Origin of the sequence: Saccharicrinis sp. GN24d3 (genome assembly GCF_052400645.1) — a bacterium.
In the GTDB taxonomy this organism is placed as follows: domain Bacteria; phylum Bacteroidota; class Bacteroidia; order Bacteroidales; family Marinilabiliaceae; genus Saccharicrinis.
On sequence record NZ_JBQTGI010000017.1, the window covers coordinates 1 to 20,902 of the forward strand.

General features: G+C 37.8%; 20 protein-coding genes. 14 read left to right on the forward strand and 6 right to left on the reverse strand.

Annotation, left to right across the window (positions count from 1 at the left end; genetic code table 11):
• Positions 1–34: 34 nt before the first annotated feature.
• From ACT29I_RS18715 to ACT29I_RS18730, 4 genes are all read right to left on the reverse strand, one after another.
• Entirely contained in the window at positions 35–1,318 is a 1,284-nt protein-coding gene (locus ACT29I_RS18715; protein WP_430931363.1) for an MFS transporter, read from the reverse strand.
• Positions 1,319–1,517: 199 nt separating this feature from the next.
• The gene (locus ACT29I_RS18720; protein ID WP_444794133.1) at positions 1,518–2,540 is read right to left on the reverse strand and encodes an aldose epimerase family protein; all 1,023 of its coding nucleotides are present in this window, start codon (positions 2,538–2,540) and stop codon (positions 1,518–1,520) included.
• Positions 2,541–2,594: 54 nt separating this feature from the next.
• Positions 2,595–3,824 carry an MFS transporter gene (locus ACT29I_RS18725; RefSeq protein ID WP_430931365.1) on the reverse strand — a complete coding sequence of 410 codons (1,230 nt, stop codon included), beginning with the start codon at positions 3,822–3,824 and terminating at the stop codon, positions 2,595–2,597.
• 75 nt (positions 3,825–3,899) lie between these two features.
• The gene (locus ACT29I_RS18730; RefSeq protein WP_430931366.1) at positions 3,900–5,177 is read right to left on the reverse strand and encodes a galactokinase; all 1,278 of its coding nucleotides are present in this window, start codon (positions 5,175–5,177) and stop codon (positions 3,900–3,902) included.
• 395 nt (positions 5,178–5,572) lie between these two features.
• Here ACT29I_RS18730 and ACT29I_RS18735 point away from each other — a divergent pair, with 395 nt between their 5' ends.
• From ACT29I_RS18735 to ACT29I_RS18760, 6 genes are all read left to right on the forward strand, one after another.
• A complete protein-coding gene (locus tag ACT29I_RS18735) occupies positions 5,573–5,929 on the forward strand; it encodes a response regulator (RefSeq protein WP_430931367.1) in 357 nt (118 codons plus the stop codon).
• Between the two features lie 263 nt (positions 5,930–6,192).
• Entirely contained in the window at positions 6,193–6,714 is a 522-nt protein-coding gene (locus ACT29I_RS18740; protein WP_430931368.1) for a YfiR family protein, read from the forward strand.
• A gap of 124 nt (positions 6,715–6,838) precedes the next feature.
• Entirely contained in the window at positions 6,839–7,531 is a 693-nt protein-coding gene (locus ACT29I_RS18745; protein WP_430931369.1) for an SIMPL domain-containing protein, read from the forward strand.
• 127 nt (positions 7,532–7,658) lie between these two features.
• Positions 7,659–8,123, forward strand: coding sequence for a MaoC family dehydratase (locus ACT29I_RS18750; RefSeq protein WP_430931370.1), 465 nt, complete (start codon positions 7,659–7,661; stop codon positions 8,121–8,123).
• A 191-nt stretch (positions 8,124–8,314) separates the two neighbouring features.
• Positions 8,315–9,712 (forward strand): S41 family peptidase, encoded by a 1,398-nt coding sequence (locus ACT29I_RS18755; RefSeq protein ID WP_444794134.1) that lies wholly within the window; start codon positions 8,315–8,317, stop codon positions 9,710–9,712.
• Positions 9,713–9,898: 186 nt separating this feature from the next.
• On the forward strand, positions 9,899–10,381 hold the full coding sequence (locus ACT29I_RS18760; RefSeq protein ID WP_430931372.1) for a hypothetical protein: 483 nt from the start codon (positions 9,899–9,901) through the stop codon (positions 10,379–10,381).
• Between the two features lie 51 nt (positions 10,382–10,432).
• Here ACT29I_RS18760 and rplS read toward each other — a convergent pair whose 3' ends face one another.
• Positions 10,433–10,783 (reverse strand): 50S ribosomal protein L19, encoded by a 351-nt coding sequence (rplS, locus tag ACT29I_RS18765; protein ID WP_430931373.1) that lies wholly within the window; start codon positions 10,781–10,783, stop codon positions 10,433–10,435.
• 314 nt (positions 10,784–11,097) lie between these two features.
• Here rplS and ACT29I_RS18770 point away from each other — a divergent pair, with 314 nt between their 5' ends.
• Positions 11,098–11,811, forward strand: coding sequence for an energy transducer TonB (locus ACT29I_RS18770; RefSeq protein WP_430931374.1), 714 nt, complete (start codon positions 11,098–11,100; stop codon positions 11,809–11,811).
• A gap of 280 nt (positions 11,812–12,091) precedes the next feature.
• On the opposite strand, the gene ACT29I_RS18775 is transcribed toward ACT29I_RS18770, so the two are convergent.
• On the reverse strand, positions 12,092–12,895 hold the full coding sequence (locus ACT29I_RS18775) for a DUF1338 domain-containing protein (RefSeq protein ID WP_430931375.1): 804 nt from the start codon (positions 12,893–12,895) through the stop codon (positions 12,092–12,094).
• Positions 12,896–13,086: 191 nt separating this feature from the next.
• Here ACT29I_RS18775 and pta point away from each other — a divergent pair, with 191 nt between their 5' ends.
• From pta to ACT29I_RS18810, 7 genes are all read left to right on the forward strand, one after another.
• A complete protein-coding gene (gene pta / locus ACT29I_RS18780; RefSeq protein WP_430931376.1) occupies positions 13,087–14,091 on the forward strand; it encodes a phosphate acetyltransferase in 1,005 nt (334 codons plus the stop codon).
• 70 nt (positions 14,092–14,161) lie between these two features.
• On the forward strand, positions 14,162–15,124 hold the full coding sequence (locus tag ACT29I_RS18785; protein ID WP_430931377.1) for a 3-hydroxyacyl-CoA dehydrogenase family protein: 963 nt from the start codon (positions 14,162–14,164) through the stop codon (positions 15,122–15,124).
• A gap of 36 nt (positions 15,125–15,160) precedes the next feature.
• Positions 15,161–16,378 carry an acetate/propionate family kinase gene (locus ACT29I_RS18790; RefSeq protein WP_430931378.1) on the forward strand — a complete coding sequence of 406 codons (1,218 nt, stop codon included), beginning with the start codon at positions 15,161–15,163 and terminating at the stop codon, positions 16,376–16,378.
• A gap of 163 nt (positions 16,379–16,541) precedes the next feature.
• Positions 16,542–17,438 carry a bifunctional enoyl-CoA hydratase/phosphate acetyltransferase gene (locus tag ACT29I_RS18795; protein WP_430931379.1) on the forward strand — a complete coding sequence of 299 codons (897 nt, stop codon included), beginning with the start codon at positions 16,542–16,544 and terminating at the stop codon, positions 17,436–17,438.
• A 6-nt stretch (positions 17,439–17,444) separates the two neighbouring features.
• Positions 17,445–18,371 carry a phosphate acyltransferase gene (locus ACT29I_RS18800; protein ID WP_430931380.1) on the forward strand — a complete coding sequence of 309 codons (927 nt, stop codon included), beginning with the start codon at positions 17,445–17,447 and terminating at the stop codon, positions 18,369–18,371.
• Positions 18,372–18,388: 17 nt separating this feature from the next.
• Positions 18,389–19,465 carry a butyrate kinase gene (gene buk / locus ACT29I_RS18805; protein WP_430931381.1) on the forward strand — a complete coding sequence of 359 codons (1,077 nt, stop codon included), beginning with the start codon at positions 18,389–18,391 and terminating at the stop codon, positions 19,463–19,465.
• A 104-nt stretch (positions 19,466–19,569) separates the two neighbouring features.
• Positions 19,570–20,865: a cation:proton antiporter domain-containing protein gene (locus ACT29I_RS18810; protein WP_430931382.1), complete on the forward strand. Its 1,296-nt coding sequence runs from the start codon at positions 19,570–19,572 to the stop codon at positions 20,863–20,865.
• The last annotated feature ends 37 nt before the right edge of the window (positions 20,866–20,902 follow it).

A 20,902-nucleotide genomic window follows, 5' to 3' on the forward strand; every position in this document is an offset into this window, starting at 1 on the left:
TGGGATGGCCTGTTAATTTTTTTATATTATGTACTTATTCCACAGGGATATCCTTATTCACATTTTTACTGCCAACTAATGCGTAAAAAAGCATATATCCTAAACCAATAAATGGCACCCAATACGACATCATATAACCCATTCCATCAGCTACAGCATTCTGAATTAATGGTAAGATTCCTCCACCAACTACCATGGTCATAAAAATTCCTGACGCGGCTGCGGTAAATCTACCCAACCCTTCAACGGCCAGGTTGAAAATTCCTCCCCACATAACAGATGTGCACAGTCCAATTAAAACAAGGAACATGGCATTGATGGGCACATTAGCATTTCCAAAGACAATACCGGTTGAAGTACTTTCAAATACAGGAATTGACACTGCAGTAGATGTCGGAAGTATAATGGCCATAAATGTCAATACCATTCCAACTGCAGCAGCGACAATTAACATGGTTTTACTGGATACCTTAGCCCCGATAGATGCTCCCACAAAACGACCAACCAGCATAAGTGCCCAGTAGGTGGCAGCCACAGAACCTGCAGTAGCAGCACTCACACCTCCTGCATTTGAATCAGAAAGAAAGAAGAACAATGTTCCCGGAACACCCACTTCAACGCCTACATACACACCAATAGCAATAGCGCCTAATACAAAGTGACGGAAAGACCATGGGCTGTATGTTGAATCCTTAACGACTTCGCCCTTAACGATGTGAGGTTCAGGAATATTCACAAAATAAAGTACCAGGCCAATTAGTGCGAATACGCCCATAGCTATAAACAATACCGGGTTTACATCTTTAATAGCTGTATCTTTACTAACAACACCAATTAACGCACCGACAAGGATAGGCACTGTCATTCCACTCAGTGAATTAAAAGTGGCACCAATTTGGATAAGTTGATTTCCTTTTTTTCCGGCTCCACCCAAAGTGTTCAACATTGGGTTTACTACAATATTTAGTAAGCACATAGAAAAACCGGCAACAAAAGCACCCAAAAGGTATACAAAGAAGCTTTCGGCAACACCCGATAGGAATTGAATACCAACTCCAACAAAACCGATGGCAATGGCTAACAAGGCTGTTTTTTTGTAGCCCGCTTTTTCCAGTAATTTCCCCCCGGGTATACCCATAAAGGCATAGGCCAGGAAATTAGCGAAGTTCCCCAGCATCCCCAGAAAGTTTGAAGCGCCGAATTGAGATTTTACAACAACTCCCATAGGTGCTGCCAGGTTTGTAACAAAGGAGATCATGCCAAACAGTAATATCATCATTACTATTGGCAGAAAATTGCTCGTTTTAGTAGTGTTCATTTTTTAATTTTAAAGTAGTTTTTAATAGTTTTTTGAGTATAAAAGTCTATTCTTAGAATAATGGTACCTTTTAAGGCAAGCAAAAAAGTAGAAAAATATTAAGATATACAAGTAATAGCAAGGTTTTCATTTTAATTCTAAATAAAAAAGGCCATCCTGAGTCTCAGGATGGCCTTTTAATTAAAATGATTCGAATATACTATGAGAACTTGTAAACACAAGTATGTTTGTAAACTTCACCCGGCCGAAGCACTGCATTAGGGAAATTTTCCTTATTGGGAGAATCGGGGAAAATTTGCGTTTCTAATGCTACACCAGCCCATTTTTCGATAGGGGCCCCTGATTTTCCCGTTTCAGACCCGTCGAAGTGGCTACCGGTATAAATTTGAACGCCCGGCTGGTCCGTAAATACTTGCATTTCACGTCCGCTTTCCGGGTCGGATAGTCTGGCTGCCAATTTTAAATTGCCGTCGTAACCGTTGATCACGAAATTATGATCGATACCATCCACTAACTTAACCTGAGGACAATCGCTATGGCAGGCATCGCCAATTTTTTTGGCATCCACAAAATCCATAGCCGTACCTTTAACTTCAGCGATTTCTCCGGTAACGGTACCGATTTCCGCCGAAATAGGAGTGTATTTGTCCGCATTTAGCTCCAGTATGTGATTTTCAACCGTTCCTGTTCCAGCTCCCTTTAAATTAAAATAAGCATGGCTTGTAAGGTTGATAATAGTAGGTTTTGTCGTTTCGGCTGTGTAATCAATTACAAGCTCATTATCGTCGGTTAACCCGTAAATAACACTTACGGTAAGCTCTCCGGGGTATTTCTGGTCGCCGTCGGGGCTTACCAATGATAATTTATAGGCCTGGGCATATTTGCTGTCGGCATATGGTTCAACATCCCAAACACGACTATTAAAACCATCATTACCACCATGCAAATGGTTAGGTCCGTTGTTAACGTCTAATTGATATTGTGTTCCGTCTAGTTCGAACTTGCCACCCACAATACGGTTTGCATAACGTCCGCATAACGCACCGAAATATCCGTCTCCGGCCAAAGCGGCATCCACGTTTTCGTAACCGATAACCACATCAGCTATTTCGCCCTTAGCATCTGGTACTTTAATTCCGATTAATTGTCCGCCTCTACCAATAAAGGTAACCTCAATATTATTTCCGTTTTTTAGCGTAAAAACATCTGAAGCTTTTGTCATATCTTTATATTATTAATTTGAAAACCTAATCAAAGATAGGCCCTCTAAAAAAAATTAAGCTAATTTTTTTCTGATTTTCGCTCCCCTTAAAGCAAAAAAGATAATGTATGCGTAAAAGAAGAAGAAAAACAAATAAGCAGAACCATTGTCTCCTTTAGGATACTCTGCAGTTACTGATGATTCAACAAATTTACCCATAATCCACATCCAGAAACCAACAAATACTACACCTGTACAAATAATGCCAGATCCTAATTTTGCAGCGCTGGCAGGGATGTCTTTCATGGAAAGGTCAAATAATACGGACCACATGATTGAAAGGAATAAACCCTGTGCGATAAGCGGCCAAATGGAGAATGCCGAACCTTTAGTTAAAAAGAAGGCTGCCAAAAGTGTAACACAGATTAACGAGTTAACCAACAATACTTTTGATGCCTCATATTTCTTTAGGATCCCGGCTCCCAACAATCTTCCAATAAAGAAACCTGCCGGGTAAAAACCAAGAATCATTGAAGCATAAGCTACATCTTTACCAGCAACGTTAAACTCTACATATTTTAGAAAATAATTGCCGACTCCTACTTCGAGCCCCATATACATACCTATGGCAACAAAACCTAAAATCAGATGGGGGAAACTCCAGGCACTTCTGCCTGCTCCTTCTGTGCCTTCTTCTGCTTCGTCTTCGATAGTTGGTAGGTGCATAAATACCAGTATCACCGCAGTCGCAATAGAAATAACGGCTAAGGCAATAAACATTGTTTTTGCCATGTTTTCATGAACGATCATGGTGCCATCATTTGATTCGATAATGAATTGACCTACAATTGGTGCCAGCACGGCTGCACATGAATTAATTGCCATGGCTAAAGTTAAACGTGACGCAGAAGTTTCCGGCGTACCTAAAGCTATTACGTACGGATTGGCTGCTACCTGAAGAACAACAACGCCAATGGCAGTAACAAATAAACCCGCTAACACCATGTTATAACCGACACTCAAGGCTGGAATAAAAATGGCGCACCCAATACCGGTGATGATAGACCCGATGATTACACTCATTTTGTAACCGATTTTTTTAACTACCCCGCCCACAGGAATAGAGATGATATACGCACTGAAAAATGCAGCACTGACCAGTTGAGACTGACTTGGCGTGATACTGAACTTGGTTTCCATAAACGGAACCAGGATGTTATTGATCCATGTCACAAATCCTAATAGGAAAAGTAAAAAGGACATTATCGCAAAAGGTACCGTGTAGTTTTGTTTTGAACTCCCCATAAGTTTCAAATAATTTAAATAATTAGTTAATAAAAAATGGGTATGAAATTGATACCCATTCCGATGATTTTATGTTTAAAGTTCTACTGCAACAGCACCCTTGGAGCGAATAAACAACTTGTGACAGTTACCTTCTCCAAATACTGACTCCAGCGTAGATATGTACGAATCTAATAAATCGTTAGGAACAAATGCCTGGATAGTGCCGGCAAAACCGCCCCCGTGGACACGCCATGCACCTTTTCCTTTAAGAACAAGATCACTCAATGCTAAGGCAAGTGCGACATTTTGATATTTAGTTTCTCCACCTACAAAAATATTTTGGTTGTAGGTGTATGAGCTAAGTCCTGACTCAATGACCAGTTCAAGGAATTTGTCAAAATGATTGCCTTCAAGTGCTTCAACCTGATCTACTACGCGGGCATTATCTGCCTGGAAGTGGATTGAACGTAATAATGCACGGTCACCCACTTTTTCACGAATGGTAGGAATTCCCTTCACCACATCTTCCATCGAAAGTGGGCGCAGTACTTCTTGCCCAAGCTCTTTAGCCACAGATTTCATTTCACCCGGAAGTGCATTGTACTCTTCGTCAAGCCCGCCGTGACTGCCACCTGTGTTCGTAATCACCAAGGAATATCCTGTTTTGGCGAAATCGAAATCTATAGCTTTTACAATAGGGTTTGCTTTGTCCTCAAAGTCAATAGTGATGAAACCACCCACTGCACAAGCTGTTTGATCCATCAAACCACAGAACTTCTTGCAAGCGTGTTCTGCCTTTTGTCCAATTTTGGCGTTGTCAACCGGATCAAGTTTTCCGTCGTTAAATAAGTTACTGAAAATAGCACCTATTAATACCTCGATAGAAGCGGATGAGCTTAAGCCGGAACCCTCTGGCACGCAACCATGAATAACCGCATCAAAACCTCCGATTTTTAAACCTAACTCTTTTATTCCGGCCGCAATAGCCTTTACCAAGTTTCCGGGAGTAATTTGAAATTCAGTTATTTCCAGATTATCTAAATCAACTTCGAAAGGATCAAAACCAACAGAAGTTATACGCACCTTGTTCGTTCCGTTAGGTGCAACAATGGCAATGTTGTCCAAGTTTACTGCACCGGCTAACACACGGCCTAACTGGTGATCGGTGTGGTTACCGCCAACCTCAGTACGTCCAGGAGAACTTAATAAAGTTACATCATCCGTTCCATAAATGTTTTTAAACTCATTCATGTATTTGATGTAGCGATCTACTTGTTCTTTAAGTACAACTGAATCTGTTCCATATAATTCTTTAAAAAAAGGATTGTCTCCCCCGTTCATTTTCTCGATTAACGAACTTATTTGTGCCATAGCTATAATGTTATATTAGAAAAAATTAATAGTTTATTCGTGTCCATCTCTAACCTTATTAAAGGGTAAAGAAATTGTTAATTTTTATTTGTTTCGTTGCAATTATAATAAAAAAAACCAATAAAATACCTACCAGTCCCTACTAGTTTAGTTTTTTAACATTTCCTGCCTGCCATATGTCTGTATTAAGGTGCGGGGAAAATGGCTAATAGCGATTTAGAATTAATTCACAAAGAATGTAGATAGGTTAAGGGAAAAATGTTTCAAGGTCAATAAATTTGGTCTAAAGAAAACTCATATTGGCATAAGTAAGCACTGATTTAATCAACATCTGAAATCCTTTCTATAAATAAATCGTTAACTTCCCATATATCAAATTAAAATAATTATTAGAAATGAAGAAAGTTTTAATTGTTGATGATGCACAGGATAGCAGAGCAGTGCTAAAAGGAATGCTGAAGAATTATAATATACATATTCTAGAAGCCAACGATGGTTTGGAAGGATGGAAGAAAATCATAAAGGAAAGACCCGATTTGGTATTGCTTGATATACATATGCCGCTAAAGGATGGTTTCGAAATACTTAGAGATCTGGAAGAGGAGTGGATGGGTATACCTGTTGTTGTGGTGTCTGGTGATACCGGGCAAAGTACCATTGATTCATGTTTAACTAATGGGGCTAGTGCTTTTTTAAAGAAACCTGTAGAACTTAATGAATTTAAAGATGCTATTCGGGTTATTTGTGCATAACTCTTCCATATGCATAGATAAAATAAAAAATATTTTTCATAATTCAACCATGTGTCAATAGCTCACTTGAATTTAATTGTGATTTACATATGTGTTAGTTGACTTTATAGATAGTACAGTTCAACTTTCAAGGCACCGGCGGGCTGGTTTGTTGTGATAGGCAGAAAAAAAAGTGAATGAATTTCAAATATTCATGGTCATTCAGTAACTATTTTTGACCAATGGCGTTAAAAGGCTTATAAAATGTTTGAAATTATAAGTCAATGGGAAGAACGAAGGTGATAAAAACGCTAGTAGTACTTGTTTTAGTGTTTGTAGCCAACTCTATGAGTGCTCAGGTACAATTGCAAAAAATCGAGGCTTCTTTTATAGCCAATTTTATGAGGTATATTCAATGGCCCGAACAAGAATCGTTAAAAAGTTTTACAATTGGGGTGTACGGTAAAAATCATGCGATTTTTAGTGCGTTAAATAACACCGTTAATGGCAAAAACGTTGGATTGGCAAGAATATCGGTTGTGGAAGTTGAAACAGCAGATGATATGAAAGGGTGCCAAATAGTATTTATTCCAAGCGGAAGATCGTTAAGGGCTAAAAAGCTGGTTGGAGCATTGGATACTCATTCGGTTATGACAATAACAGAAGAACAGGATTATATGCCAAAGTATGCCATGGTTAATTTTAAAGTTAGAAATAACAAGTTAACGTTTCAGCTAAACCAGGAAATAGCTAGCCAAAAGCAAATACAAGTTAGCTCTAAACTGGCTCAGATGGCTTCCAATTAAAGGATATGGTTTGCGAAATTTAAGTGATAAGTGTTATGTAATTAGCGGTACAATTAAATGTATCGCTTTTTTTGTGGAAAAACGATAACTTCAACATCCCATATGTAAAATAAAATACAGCGTTATGAGAAAAGCAATAATGATATTAATCGTTGGGTTTCACTTTGTGATGATAGGCGCTCAGGGAACCAAAAACTTTATCGATCAACCTTTTGTTGAAGTTACCGGAACCGCGGAAATAGAGGTTGTGCCGGATGAAATTTATATTTCAATTGTTATTAAGGAAGATGATAGTAAAGGAAAACAACAGGTGGAGGAACAGGAAAAGAAAATGTTAAAAACGCTTACCGACATTGGAATTGATGTTAATAAGGATTTGAGTATTCTGGATTTTTCCTCTGATTTTAAGGAATATTGGTATAAAAAGTCGGGCATACGAACCGCGAAAAAATACCAGCTTATTGTTAACAGTGGGGCCACCCTGGGTAAAGTGTTTTTGGAAATGGAAGAAATTGGTATTTCTAATTTGTCCATCATTAAAACAGATCATTCTAAAATAGAGGAGTTGAAACAAGAAGTAAAGGTGGATGCTATTAAAGCGGCAAAAGACAAGGCAACAAAATTGGTGGAGGCAATCCATCAAAAGGTTGGTAAAGCCATTTATATTCAAGAACGTAATGTTAGGCCTTATGGTAACCAGGTTGTTAATTATGCCTTTAGAGCCGAGACGGGCGCTGCACAGATGGAAACTCCTAATTTAGATTTCGGGAAGATAATGCTTGAGTATGAGATATTTGTCAGGTTTATATTAGAATGACTCAATTTAAGGATGAAAAACGGGTTCTTAAAATGAAATAGCGGCCGCGTGGTTATTTGGTGGAGATTGTATTATCTTAAAAAGATTATCTTTGGCACAAAATTGTAGAATAAACTAAAAAGCGTATATGGCTCAAAAGATTATTAAAAGCTTTGAAGAATTAGAAGCGTTAAAAGGACAGGAAATAGGAAAGTCGGAGTATCACACTATTACACAGGAGCAGATAAACCTGTTTGCTGAGGCGACTATTGATCATCAATGGATACATACCGATCCGGAAAAGGCAAAAGCGGAGTCTCCTTTCGGAAATACAATTGCGCATGGATATTTAACGGTTTCGTTATTGGCATATTTATGGGAGCAAATTGTAGAAGTGCAAAATATTAAAATGCAGGTGAACTATGGTATAGAGAGTCTTAAGTTTAATCAGGCCGTACTGGTTAATTCAAAAGTAAGGTTGGTGGCCAAAGTGGTGGATGTTAAAAATCTGAGAGGAACTACAAAAGCCAATATTGGAGTTGTAATGGAAATTGAAGGAAGCAGAAAGCCTGCCTTCGAAGGGGAGATTGTTTTCTTGTACCACTTTAATTAAATAATAAAAAATAAAGCAATTCGAGGCTGTCCTTTTATAACGGACGGCCTTTTTTATGATGTTTTGCACGATAATTGCTGAATAGACTTTATAAGCACTCGGGCCTTATATTAAATATGATTATTGTAATAGAGATTTTTCCGTTTATTTTTTAAATTGCAACATAATTATTAATCATTAAAAATAACCCTATGCGAATTTCTGGATATTCAGTAAAAAATATTCTCCTATTATTGGCTTTTTTATTCGTGATTGTAGCTTGTGAGGATGATGAAAATGAAATAGAAATAGAAATAGAAGAGGAGGAAACTATAGATCCTGGAGTTTTGAAGATAAACAGCTTTGTATATGAAAACATGTCATTGTATTATCTTTGGGAGGATAAAATGCCTACTTTAAACATTAGCGAGGAACCTGATACCTGGGAGTATTTTGACAAGCTATTGTACGATGAAATTGACAGATGGTCGTTTATTACCGACGATGTGGATGAATTGAACAATTATTTTGCAGGAGTACGTAAAGAAGTTGGATATTCATTGCGAGGATATTATTTTGAAGAGGGAAGTGATAGGGTAGTAGCCTTTATCGAATATGTAGAGCCCGGTGGCCCCGCAGACAAAGCCGGATTAAAACGCGGAGACTTAATTGTAGAAATGAATGGAGCCTGGATTACACCGGACAATTATTCAGATTTATTTTATTCTGACCAGTTGAATGTCGGGTTGGGAACGGTTTCGGATGGGGAAATTTATGATTTAACACCGTCTGTTGACGTTACCGCCGAAGAAATACAGATAGATCCGATTTTACGAAATGAGGTTTTTACAATAAGTGGTATAAAAATAGGGTATTTGGCTTATACCAGTTTTATTGATGAATATAATGATGATCTTGAGGCCGTATTTAGCAACTTTAAGGCTGAGGGTGTTTCGGAGTTAATATTAGACTTAAGATATAATGGAGGCGGTGCCGTATCTACAGCCAGGTTGATGGCAAGTATGATTTGTCCTGCCTCAAGTGCGGGTGAGCTTTTTTTAAGAAGTGCCTATAATGACGGTTTGGAAGAAGCAATCAGAAATGAAAACCCAGGTACATACACGGAATGGTTTGAAGATTATTTTGAAACAAATTCGAATAACCTCGATTTAAGTAATCTCTATGTATTAACTACCGGTGGCACAGCTTCTGCCAGTGAGATGGTTATTTATAGCCTCTCTCCGTATATGAATGTTTTTCAAATAGGTGAACAAACGCACGGTAAATATTATGGCTCTATAACAATTGAAGATGAAGATGGAACGCATAATTGGGCCATACAACCTATTATCATGAGGGCCGAAAATGTAGATAATTCTATAGATTATAGTATTGGGCTGATTCCCGATTATGAAATGTACGATGATTTTAGATATGAATTGGGAGATCCTGATGAAGTACTCACGGCTTTTGCGATTAGTAAAATTACAGGATCAAGCACGAAAGCTCAAGAATTATTGAAATCTGCGAAAACCATTGACTTTATACCTTCTAAGGAATTTTTAATGAAGGAAAATCCACTTCGATACGAAATGTATATTGATAAATAAAAAAAACAATAATATAATTAATTAATCCTATTATCGTGCTTTATATGGTAATAGGATTTTTTTTTACGTTAAAATTATAGTAACCTTTATTATGTAGTGTCGTATATTAATTGTAGACATCCTGGATATTAAATTTTTAAGCTTGGTAACCTTACTTTTTATTGTTTAACTTAAAAAAAAAAGAGAATGAAAAATTATGGGTATTTATTTTTGATTGTGATACTATTCGTGAATTGTTGTACGGCAGAGAACGAGGTCGATGATTATGTAGAAGAGGAGTTGATTGCTCCCGGCACCACTGAAATTAAACTAGCAATTGACTTAACAGAGAAGGAAAATTTAGTGCTTAGTGATAACAATGGTTTGAAATCTGCAGCTATTTCTTTTATTTCTTCTGTTAATTCCGGAGATACCGTAAAGTGGTATGTGGATGAAGAAAGTAACATTAATACAATCGAGGAAATTATTATCGTTGATAAAGAGTGCGATGAGCTCTTTGAAAATGGAGTAGTGTTCAATCCAGATAAAACAGAATGTTTTGCTGTGTTAGCCCAAGAAGCAAACGGTGAAGTTAAGTATGATATCAGATATGTTTGTGCTGATGGCACAGAAGTAATCGTTGATCCTTATTTGAAGGTCAAGAAAGTAACTCCTCCACCTAGAGAATAAAAAAAATCCCCGTACAATAGTTTGAACGGGGATTTTTTTATGAAGAGTTTCTTACATTCTTCTTTCTTTGATTCTGGCTTTCTTACCAGTAAGACCGCGCAAGTAGTAAATACGCTTTCTGCGAACTTTACCGTAACGGTTAACCGCAATCGATTCGATGAAAGGTGAATTTAGCGGAAAAATTCTTTCAACCCCCTGGTTTCCTGAAATTTTTCTAATGGTTACCATTTTGGCAGAACCTGCACCTTTGATCTGAATTACTACACCTTTGAAAATCTGGATACGTTCCTTGTTTCCCTCTTTAATCTTATAAGATACAGAGATGGTGTCACCTGCTCCAAAAGAAGGCATTTCTTTTGAATCAGTTTTAAATGCGTCTTCGGCAATTTTAATTAAATCCATTTTTTAAGATATGATTGCATTTAACAAATACATGCAATATTACGTGAACCACCTGTTCAATAAGAGATTACATGCAGATTATTATAATCGGGCGCAAATATAGAGTTTTTATTTTACTTATAAAACAAATTTACCCTTCTTTTTTGTAACCTCAAATCGATTTTTGACGTATAAATACTAAAACGTTACTGCTATGGAGCAAAGTGCTGAAACACCTGTCGGCATCGAAGCTTCTCCATCGTTGTTGCGATGAAATAACTCCGAGACCGCAGGTTTAAAAAAAATATTTTTTAACCGTTTTAAAATTTGGAGTTATGTTACCTCGAAAAACAACACATGCTGATTTAGAGCATAAACGATCCATCTTTTTTGAAATTGGTTTTGTGATTAGCCTGGCCATCGTGTTACTGATGATGGAGTTAAACTTTACGTCGAACAATACAAAGGAATTTCAAGAAGGTTCAGTTTTGGACCAGGAACAAGAAATGGTGCCCATCACGCGGCAGGAACAGAAATTGCCGCCGCCACCACCAAAGATTATAAAAGCAACAGACATTATTAATATTGTTGACAATGATGTAATTATTGAAGAGGAATTGGAATTCTTTGATAGTGAAACAAATGAAGATCAAGTGGTAGAGCTAATGCAGATGCCTGTGTTGGAGCAAGAAGAAGAGGAGGGGGATGCGCCCATATTTATGGTTGTTGAGGAGATGCCTATATTTCGTCCTGATATTTGCAAAACCACTAAGGAAGGTAATGCGGAATTAATGCGATACATCTCAAAAGCAATTCGATATCCCGTAATCGCTGCCGAAAACGGAATTATGGGCAGGGTATATGTGACTTTTGTGGTTTCGCCAGCAGGTGAAGTTACCAATGTTCAAGTGAGTAGGGGAGTACATCCCGAATTGGATAAAGAAGCCATAAGGGTTGTTCAGGATATGCCAGCCTTTTCACCAGGTAAACAAAGAGGAAAGCCGGTGCGGGTTCAGTATTCGGTGCCTATAAACTTTGTTCTACAGTAAAACGGTCAGCAATTAATGCTATGTAGTTGTTGGTTATTAGCTGTTTGCGGTTGTTAAATAATTCTGATATCAAAAAATAATAAACCAATGTCCGCTAAACTATTGACCAATGACTACTGTAGTAATACCTTTTTATCTAACCTATTGTATTTGGTGTGATTGTGATATTATAATTAGAACCTTCAGTAAGTTGAATATTTCATTGCTATTATGCAGTCTCTTATCTTTATATCTAATATCTATGCTACCACTGATCAATAACAGGTCTTTTTGTGACTGTTTATTTGCGAAAGTCTGTGCTTTCGAAAATTTTGTCGGCCGATCCTGTAATAAAACCTTGAAATAGTTTTCCGTCTGGCAGAGGGAATCGTTCGGCAAATTCGTAATAGCAAGCAGGTATTTCAAAGCTACCTTCAACAAAGTTAACCTGAACTTTATCAGCCAAAGTACTCGATTGTTTTAGGTATTGCTCTTTACTACCCTTAATTATCCCTCCCGCTCTGTTTAGCTCAAAGCCGTGGGATATCAGAAATTCGTTCAGTTTCTCTAATGTAGCAAAGTTCTTAAGTAAGTTCACAAATACAGTAAAGTGATTGGCCCTAAAACCGAATACATACATCCAGGCAGCATATTCCGATTCTTCCCTTAGTTTTTGAAAATTTCCGTAACTTAATTTTAACATTGGGTTTTTGGCAAATATTATATCCTCTTCACCGGGTAGGTTTTGTAATATGCACTGATAGTGTTCGTTAATTATTTTTTGACTTGAAAAACTAAGCTTCTCTACTTCCAGTTGACTGATAAAAATTTTAGGAGCATTTGGAATTTTATCATTTTCATAGTGTTTTGCTGTCAGTTTTTTTTCTTTAAATCGATAATTTCCCTTTTCTTTGTATCCTCTAACTTCAAAAGCTTTGGCAAGCACATCAATATTGATTTGTGGTAAATTGTATGTTCTAAATGCAATATGATCGTTTAGAATTTCTTCATCTTCATTTTTTAACAGCGAATGAATTTTACCAACAGAAGGGTTTAATGACGAATAGTCGGTAAACAACTTTGAAAATACGGCTTGCAGATCCATTTTTTTTAATTTTTATCATAAGTTACGGAATTTCTTTTTGGATTTCAAGCAAACATAACGAACACTTGTGTGATCACCTAGGTAAACAACGATTAAATATTTATCTTGCGTTGTGTGATAAAAAGCATAGTGATTCAGATGATTAATAGATAGTTTTGTATTAATAATTTATATATTATAACTTACCTGAAATGGAATTCATTAACAAACTTAAGGCTAAGGCCAAAGAAGACAAAAAGCGAATTGTGCTTCCTGAAGGGCTGGAAGAAAGAACCCTAAAAGCAGCCGACACTATTATTAGTGAAGGATTTGCGGATATTATTTTAATTGGTAATCCCGACGCTATTGCGAAGGAAGCTGCCAAATTTAATTTAAGTAATATTGAAAAGGCTAAAATAGTTGATCCTCAAAATCATGAAAAAAAGGAGGAGTACACCAATTTGTTGATAGAGTTACGCAAGAGCAAGGGGCTTACGCGCGAGCAAGCAGAGGAATTGGTGTTAAACCCACTTTATCTTTCAACGCTAATGATCAAAAGCGGTGATGCGGACGGTGAGGTTGCCGGAGCCGAAAACTCAACAGGAGATGTACTTCGTCCTGCATTTCAAATTGTAAAAACTTTACCGGGCATTAAAGTCGTTTCAGGTGCTTTTATTATGATTTTACCTGATGATGAATTCGGTGAAAAAGGCATGTTAGTGTTTGCTGATGGGGCTGTGCATCCGAATCCGACAGCCAGCGAATTGGCAGAGATTGCAGTAGTAACCGGAAAAACTACCAAGTCCATCGTTGGTATTGAGCCACGCGTGGCCATGTTAAGTTTCTCTACAAAAGGCAGTGCTAAACACGAGATGGTTGATAAAGTTGTTGAGGCTACTCGTTTGGCCAAAGAGATGGATCCTGATTTAAAGATTGATGGCGAATTACAGGCAGATGCAGCTATTGTTGAAGCTATTGGCGCTAAGAAAGCCCCGGGCAGCGAAATTGCAGGTAAAGCGAACGTATTGGTATTTCCTAATTTGGAAACCGGTAATATTTGTTATAAACTGGTGCAAAGAATGGCACATGCCGAGGCTATTGGTCCGGTATTGCAAGGTATGGCTGCCCCTATTAACGATTTGTCCAGAGGCTGTTCAGTTAGCGACATCGTAAACCTGGTGGCAATAACCGCAAATCAAGCTGCAGGAAAAGTTTAATATAGGGAGTGATATGTTATCGGAATTAATATCCGACAGTATTTTAACTGTAAAAACTAAAACAATATAAATGGCTGAAATTTTAGTAGAACCTATTGAAGGTTATGCATTAAGCAAAGACAAGAAAAAAGGCACTACCCTTTTCTCTAAAATTGGTGTTATTGGTTGTGGTAAGGAAGGGCAGAGTATTGCCCGTATTGCAAGCTGGCACGGTATGGAAGTGGTCTTTTTGGAGCTAACCGAAGACAAAATTGACCAAGCAATCTACAATATTGGTAAAGAACTGGACAACAGAATAGAAAACTGGGGACTGACCTCCAGCGAAAAGAAAGCTATTATGAGTCGCATTAAGGGAACGATGGATTATAAAGATCTGGCGGACTGCGATTTCGTGATTGAAGCAATACGTTCCGATTCAAATACCGGTTTTAGAAGCATAGACGAACGCAAAGAGGTGTTCCGAAAGGTAGAAGAAATTGTTCGGGAAGACACCATCATCGCAACAAATTCGACCACGATTATTATTACCGAACTGGCTTCGGAAATGAAAAAGCCGGATAGATGTATCAGTCTTCATTTTTTTGTAGCATCGCCAGAGGCTAAAATTATTGAGGTAGTGAAAGGTTTATATACCTCCGAAGAGGTGTACAATAGGGTATATACTTTTGTAAAGTTAATTAATCGCGACGTTATACCGGTAGAAGAGTCGGCTGGTTTAGTAAGTGTTCGTTTGTACATTACCTTATTAAACGAAGCCTGTCAGGTGTTGATGGAAGGGATTGCAACCAAGTCTGATATCGACAAAACCATGAATGTAGGCCTGGGCATGAGATTCGGACCTTTTAGAACTGCTGATATCATTGGTTTAAATAAAATTTCAAAGTGGATGGATAACTTATATGAAGAGTTTGGAAACTCAAAGTATAAGCCTAGCCCGTTGATTAAAAGGTTGGTGCGAGCCAAACACTTGGGAAAACAAACCGGAGAAGGTTTTTATAAGTACAATGAAAATGGTGATATTATTTTGGAATAAGTAAGCCAGTTTATCAAATCAGTAAGAAAATAACCAATGAAGATATTAGTTTTAAATTGTGGAAGTTCCTCCATTAAATACCAGTTATTCAACATGGATGATGAAGGTCATAATGTGCTGGCCAAAGGTGTTGTTGAAAAAATTGGACTTAAAGGTTCTTTTTTAAAGCACGAAAAAGAAAATGGAGAAAAAGTTCTGTTGGAAGGTGAAATTTTAGATCACCAAACAGGAATCGATTATATTTTAGGTGTATTATCCAGCAAAAAACATGGCTGTATCAAAAACCTCGAAGAGATTGATGCAGTTGGTCATCGTGTGGTTCATGGCGGTGAAACATTTAACTCCAGTGTGTTTATCACCAATGAGGTAATTGATAAAATGAAAGAGTGCATCGATTTGGCACCACTGCATAATCCGCCCAACTTAAGCGGTATATCGGCCATTGAGCAATTATTGCCAAGTGTTCCTCAGGTTGGGGTATTTGATACTGCATTCCATCAAACTATGCCAAAGCATGCATACATGTACGCTATCCCGTATTCTTTATATCAAAAATATGGGATTCGTCGTTATGGATTTCATGGTACCAGCCATAAATATGTGGCGGCAAGGGCTTGTGAAATCCTTGGTGTAGACTATTCTAAAACCAAAGTAATTTCCTGCCACCTTGGTAATGGGGCTTCTGTCGCGGCTGTAAAAAACGGGCAGTCGGTAGATACTTCAATGGGATTTACACCTATCGAAGGGCTTATCATGGGAACACGTGCAGGTGATCTGGATATAGGAGCAGCTACCTATATCATGGACAAGGAAATGATTGGAACCAAGTCGGCCAGCGTACTTTTCAACAAGCAAAGCGGTATGTTGGGAGTTACTGGCGTTTCATCTGATATGCGCGAGATTAGATCGGCAGCTATGGAAGGAAACAAAATGGCTCAGTTAGGACTGGAAATGTACGCATATAGGATTAAAAAATACATTGGCTCATACGCAGCGGCGATGGGTGGCGTTGATGTTATATTGTTTACTGGCGGTATTGGAGAAAACGCAACTTATATCCGTCAAGAAATATGTTCAGAACTTGAGTATATGGGTATTGAAATGGACAATAAGAAAAACGAGGCAATTTTCGGAGAAGAGGCGGTTTTAAGCAAAGAAAACGGTAAAGTTAAGGTAATGGTTGTGCCAACAGATGAAGAGTTGGTTATAGCAAAGGACACAAAACAGATCGTAGAGGACTTGGCTAACAGATAATGCTTTGTTTTTAAGATGGTAAAAAGGTGCGTTATGGTTTCCGTATGAAATTGTAGTTGCACCTTTTTTGCTTATAAAAGTCATATTTATAATGATGTTTCAGCCGTATTTTTAAATCTGAAAAAACGAGAAATTAAAAGGTAACAAAACTAAAAAGTAGGATATGTTTAAAAAGTTGTCGGATCTGGAACGTCTTATTAATAAGAACCATATAATAAAAACATTGGTATTGGCTGTTTCGCAAGATGCCCAATCGTTAAACGCAATTCATAAAGCTTTTCAGGCAGGAATAATTAAACCTGTTTTGATTGGTGACAAAGCTTTAACGAAGGAAATTATAAAAGAAAAAGGCTATGATTTTGAGGGTGCACAATTTATCGATGAACCGGATCATGAAAAATGTGTGGAAATAGCGGTCAGGATGGTTCACGACAACAAGGCTGATATTCTAATGAAAGGAAAAGTGGCCACACCCTACCTTTTAAAAGGTGTACTGAATAAAGAATGGGGTTTGCGAACAGGCAGCTTACTATCACATTTTGCGTTGTTCGAAGTAGATACCTATCATAAATTAATTGCAATTACCGATGTGGCGATGAATATTGCACCTAACCTGAAAGATAAAATAGCTATTTTAAACAACTCGGTAGGGTATTTAAACAAGATGGGTATCGCCAAACCGAAAGTGGCTGTGCTTGGCGCGATAGAAATGGTTAACGAAAGCATGCAGGCAACTCTCGACGCCGCTCTATTGTCGAAGATGAACCAGCGCGACCAAATCAAAAACTGTATTATTGACGGTCCTTTGGCCTTTGACAACGCGGTAAGTTTTGAAAGCGCTAAGGAAAAGAATATAAAAAGTGCAGTGGCCGGAGATACCGATTTGCTTTTGATGCCCGATATTGAGGTGGGTAATGTGCTCTATAAAACGTTGGTTTTTTTCGCCAAAGCCAAGGTCGCTTCTGTTATTTTAGGGGCAAAAACGCCTATCGTATTAACCTCCAGAAGCGACTCCGAAGAATCGAAATATCACAGCATATTATTAGCTGCATTAGCATAGTGCGTCATGGAGAAGAATATCAGTAAACTGGAACAAATTCCCGAATATGTGATTGGCCTTAAACGAAAGTTTAGGGTGGCGGTCGTAGTTGCTGAAGACAGCAATACATTGGATGCGGTTCTGAAAGCTGCCGAAGAAAAATTCGTATTTCCGATATTAATGGGGAACAGTCGCAAAATATCGCAACTTTTGCCCTATGATTTTCTGGAGGAGAAAGAAAAATATGATATCATCGAATGCGTTAACGAAGAAAAAACTTCGGAGCTGGCCGTGGCTATGGTAAAAAGGGGTGAGGCAGATATTTTGATGAAAGGACTGATCAATACCGATTTGTTTTTAAAGGCCGTATTGAACAAGGAAAATGGATTGTTAATGCCGGAAAGTGTTCTTAGCTATGTTTGTGCAATTGAGTTACCTGCCTATAATAAGTTATTGTTTCTAACAGATCCGGCTGTTTTGCCCTTCCCAAATCTTCAACAGAAAGTAACTATGGCCAATTATGCCATAGAAATGGCCCACAATATGGGTATCAAAAAACCAAGGGTAGCTTTAATAGGGGCAACTGAAAAAGTTTCTCCCCATTTCCCAAACTCATTAGAATACCAAACCATGTGCGAGATGGCGGAAAAAGGCCAAATAAAAGGGTGTATCATGGATGGACCATTGGATGTGTTTTTGGCCTGCGATCCGGGAAGTGTCAAAATTAAAGGTATAGATACACCGGTGGAAGGGAATGCGGATATACTGTTGTTCCCTTCACTTGAGGCTTGCAATCCTTTTTACAAGGGATTAATGCTGTTTGGTGGGGGAGAGCTTGCCGGACTTATACGGGGTACAACTCATCCAGTCGTAGTTATGTCGCGAAGTGAGAGTTTTAAATCTAAATACTATTGTTTAGCTTTAGCCTGCTTAATGGCTGAAAATAATTGTTAATCATTGAAAATTATTTTATGGAAATCTTTAGAGTTTTAGTAATCAATCCAGGATCTACCTCAACCAAAATTGCGGTTTACGACAACGAAAAATCTATTTTCTTAAAAAACATCAAGCACTCAACCGATGATTTGGCGCCTTTTAAAACAATAGCCGACCAATATGAGTTTAGGAAAGAGGTCATTCTGAATGAGCTGATTCAGGCCGATATTGACATAGAACGTATCGATGGTGTTGTGGGACGTGGAGGGTTGGTAAAACCGATTCAATCGGGGGTTTATGAAGTTAATGAAGCCCTTAAGCGCGATTTGAAAATTGGGGTATTAGGTGAGCACGCCAGTAACCTGGGAGGTCTGATTGCCGATGATATTGCCAAATCGCTGCCTGATGCAAAAGCGTATATTGCCGACCCTGTAGTAGTTGATGAGCTGGAAGATGTAGCGCGTATAACGGGTTGTCCGAGTATGCCTCGCCGTTCTATTTTTCATGCGTTAAATCAAAAGGCAGTTGGGCGCTTGTTTGCGCGTACCCGTGGATTTGTGTACGAAGAGCTTAACCTAATCGTGGCTCATATGGGGGGAGGGATTTCTATCGGTGCCCATAAGCAAGGGAAAGTTATTGATGTTAACAATGCTATTGATGGATATGGCCCTTTTTCTCCGGAAAGAGCAGGGACGTTACCAACCGGAGCTCTTATAAAAGCATGTTATAGTGGGGAGTACACTTTTGAGGATATGAAAAAGATTGTTAATGGTAAAGGTGGATTAGTGGCTCATTTAGGGACGAATCAAGCCTTTGAGGTTGAAAAAAGAGTTAAAGCCGGTGATAAACATGCCGAACTGGTATTAAGCGCGATGTGCTATCAAATTGCCAAGGCCATAGGTGGATGTGCTACTGTATTAAAAGGTAAGGTTAATGGAATTATTTTGACAGGTGGTATCGCTCACGATAAATTTGTGGTGAAATATATTAGGGATATGGTTGACTTTATTGCCCCCGTGGCGGTTTATCCGGGCGAAGATGAAATGACTGCTTTGATGCAGAACGGTTTAATGGCTTTGAGGAAACAGGTGGAGTGTAAAGTATACGAATAGACAAGAACAATATAATCTTAATAACGTTTAACAAGAGTTGTCGATGTATTTATCATTGGCAACTTTTTTTTTAAATTAATTTTCTAATACACGCAACAAAAAAAATGGAGATATTCTCATTACATAACTTAATTACCGCAAATAACGTTGCCTATTTGTCAATTATTGGTGCAACATTAATAATTGTTTTTTCTTATTTATTTTCGTTGATATCTGATAAAACGGCAGTTCCCAGTGTTATAATGTTAATTCTGTTAGGTTTTTTTAGTAAGAGTTTCTTTAATATAGGGGTAGACGATGTGGATTGGATATTCCCCCTTGAAATATTAGGGATAGTTGGACTTATGCTCATCGTGCTGGAAGGTGCCTTGGATTTAAAACTATCAAGAGAGCGATGGCCCATGATATGGAAATCGGGTCTTATTGCATTGGTTTCACTATTTGTTAATGTATTTATTTTTGCCTATGGAATTCAGATTTTAATAGCTAACCTCGACTTCCTTACGGCTTTTATTTATGCAATCCCATTGTCAATTATTAGCAGTGCCATTGTTATACCCAGTGTAAATCAGTTAGAGGAAGAGAAAAAAGAGTTTTTGATTTACGAAAGTACCTTGTCCGATATTTTTGGGCTTATTTTGTTTTATATGGTTATTAACAACGTACATACAAACGAGTTTTCCAGTATAGGTTTGAATGTGATAACTAACATTGGAGGTACTCTTGTATTATCTGTGGTACTTTCTTATGCTATGATTATCTTTTTTCAAAGAATAAACACACAAATAAAACTATTTCTGTTTATCTCCGTATTACTTTTACTGTATGCGGTAGGCAAGGTGTTTCATCTATCGTCGTTACTTATTATTTTGGTTTTTGGCCTGATTCTCGAAAATAGACATATCTTTTTTACGGGTATCATGAAAAAATTCCTTAAGGAAAACGAAGTGAAACAGGTATTATTGGATTTTAAGTTGTTAACGGCCGAAAGTGCCTTTGTGGTGCGTACATTTTTCTTTTTTGTTTTTGGGTTGAGCATTACCATTGCCGGAATATTTAAAACAAAGGTGGTTCTGGGTTCTTTAATATTTATGGCCATCATGTTTTTGGTAAGATGGTTGCTTTTTAAACTCATTGTTAAGAAAAACTTTTTACCGCAAGTGTTTATTGCGCCGCGCGGATTAATATCGGTATTGTTGTATTTTGCTATACCCGATGATTTTTTAATAAACGATTTTGAAACAGGTATACTTTTATTTATAATTTTGGGTACAAGTATATTAATGGCTTGGGCATTGGTACATTATAAGTTAGGTAAGACCGGGCGTTTAAGACGCGTTGCAAAAGTTAAATCTACAATTAAACTAAAAGATAAAAGCCATGATATCGATACTGATTAATAAGAGAATGTAAGCCAAAGCCGGGAAATATAGGCGA

Bases quoted from the DNA above. Each gene is read 5' to 3' on its own strand.
- ACT29I_RS18715 (WP_430931363.1), bottom strand. From the start codon at position 1,318: ATGAACACTACTAAAACGAGCAATTTTCTGCCAATAGTAATGATGATA.
- ACT29I_RS18720 (WP_444794133.1), bottom strand. From the start codon at position 2,540: ATGACAAAAGCTTCAGATGTTTTTACGCTAAAAAACGGAAATAATATT.
- ACT29I_RS18725 (WP_430931365.1), bottom strand. From the start codon at position 3,824: ATGGGGAGTTCAAAACAAAACTACACGGTACCTTTTGCGATAATGTCC.
- ACT29I_RS18730 (WP_430931366.1), bottom strand. From the start codon at position 5,177: ATGGCACAAATAAGTTCGTTAATCGAGAAAATGAACGGGGGAGACAAT.
- ACT29I_RS18735 (WP_430931367.1), top strand. From the start codon at position 5,573: ATGAAGAAAGTTTTAATTGTTGATGATGCACAGGATAGCAGAGCAGTG.
- ACT29I_RS18740 (WP_430931368.1), top strand. From the start codon at position 6,193: ATGGGAAGAACGAAGGTGATAAAAACGCTAGTAGTACTTGTTTTAGTG.
- ACT29I_RS18745 (WP_430931369.1), top strand. From the start codon at position 6,839: ATGAGAAAAGCAATAATGATATTAATCGTTGGGTTTCACTTTGTGATG.
- ACT29I_RS18750 (WP_430931370.1), top strand. From the start codon at position 7,659: ATGGCTCAAAAGATTATTAAAAGCTTTGAAGAATTAGAAGCGTTAAAA.
- ACT29I_RS18755 (WP_444794134.1), top strand. From the start codon at position 8,315: ATGCGAATTTCTGGATATTCAGTAAAAAATATTCTCCTATTATTGGCT.
- ACT29I_RS18760 (WP_430931372.1), top strand. From the start codon at position 9,899: ATGAAAAATTATGGGTATTTATTTTTGATTGTGATACTATTCGTGAAT.
- rplS (WP_430931373.1), bottom strand. From the start codon at position 10,783: ATGGATTTAATTAAAATTGCCGAAGACGCATTTAAAACTGATTCAAAA.
- ACT29I_RS18770 (WP_430931374.1), top strand. From the start codon at position 11,098: ATGTTACCTCGAAAAACAACACATGCTGATTTAGAGCATAAACGATCC.
- ACT29I_RS18775 (WP_430931375.1), bottom strand. From the start codon at position 12,895: ATGGATCTGCAAGCCGTATTTTCAAAGTTGTTTACCGACTATTCGTCA.
- pta (WP_430931376.1), top strand. From the start codon at position 13,087: ATGGAATTCATTAACAAACTTAAGGCTAAGGCCAAAGAAGACAAAAAG.
- ACT29I_RS18785 (WP_430931377.1), top strand. From the start codon at position 14,162: ATGGCTGAAATTTTAGTAGAACCTATTGAAGGTTATGCATTAAGCAAA.
- ACT29I_RS18790 (WP_430931378.1), top strand. From the start codon at position 15,161: ATGAAGATATTAGTTTTAAATTGTGGAAGTTCCTCCATTAAATACCAG.
- ACT29I_RS18795 (WP_430931379.1), top strand. From the start codon at position 16,542: ATGTTTAAAAAGTTGTCGGATCTGGAACGTCTTATTAATAAGAACCAT.
- ACT29I_RS18800 (WP_430931380.1), top strand. From the start codon at position 17,445: ATGGAGAAGAATATCAGTAAACTGGAACAAATTCCCGAATATGTGATT.
- buk (WP_430931381.1), top strand. From the start codon at position 18,389: ATGGAAATCTTTAGAGTTTTAGTAATCAATCCAGGATCTACCTCAACC.
- ACT29I_RS18810 (WP_430931382.1), top strand. From the start codon at position 19,570: ATGGAGATATTCTCATTACATAACTTAATTACCGCAAATAACGTTGCC.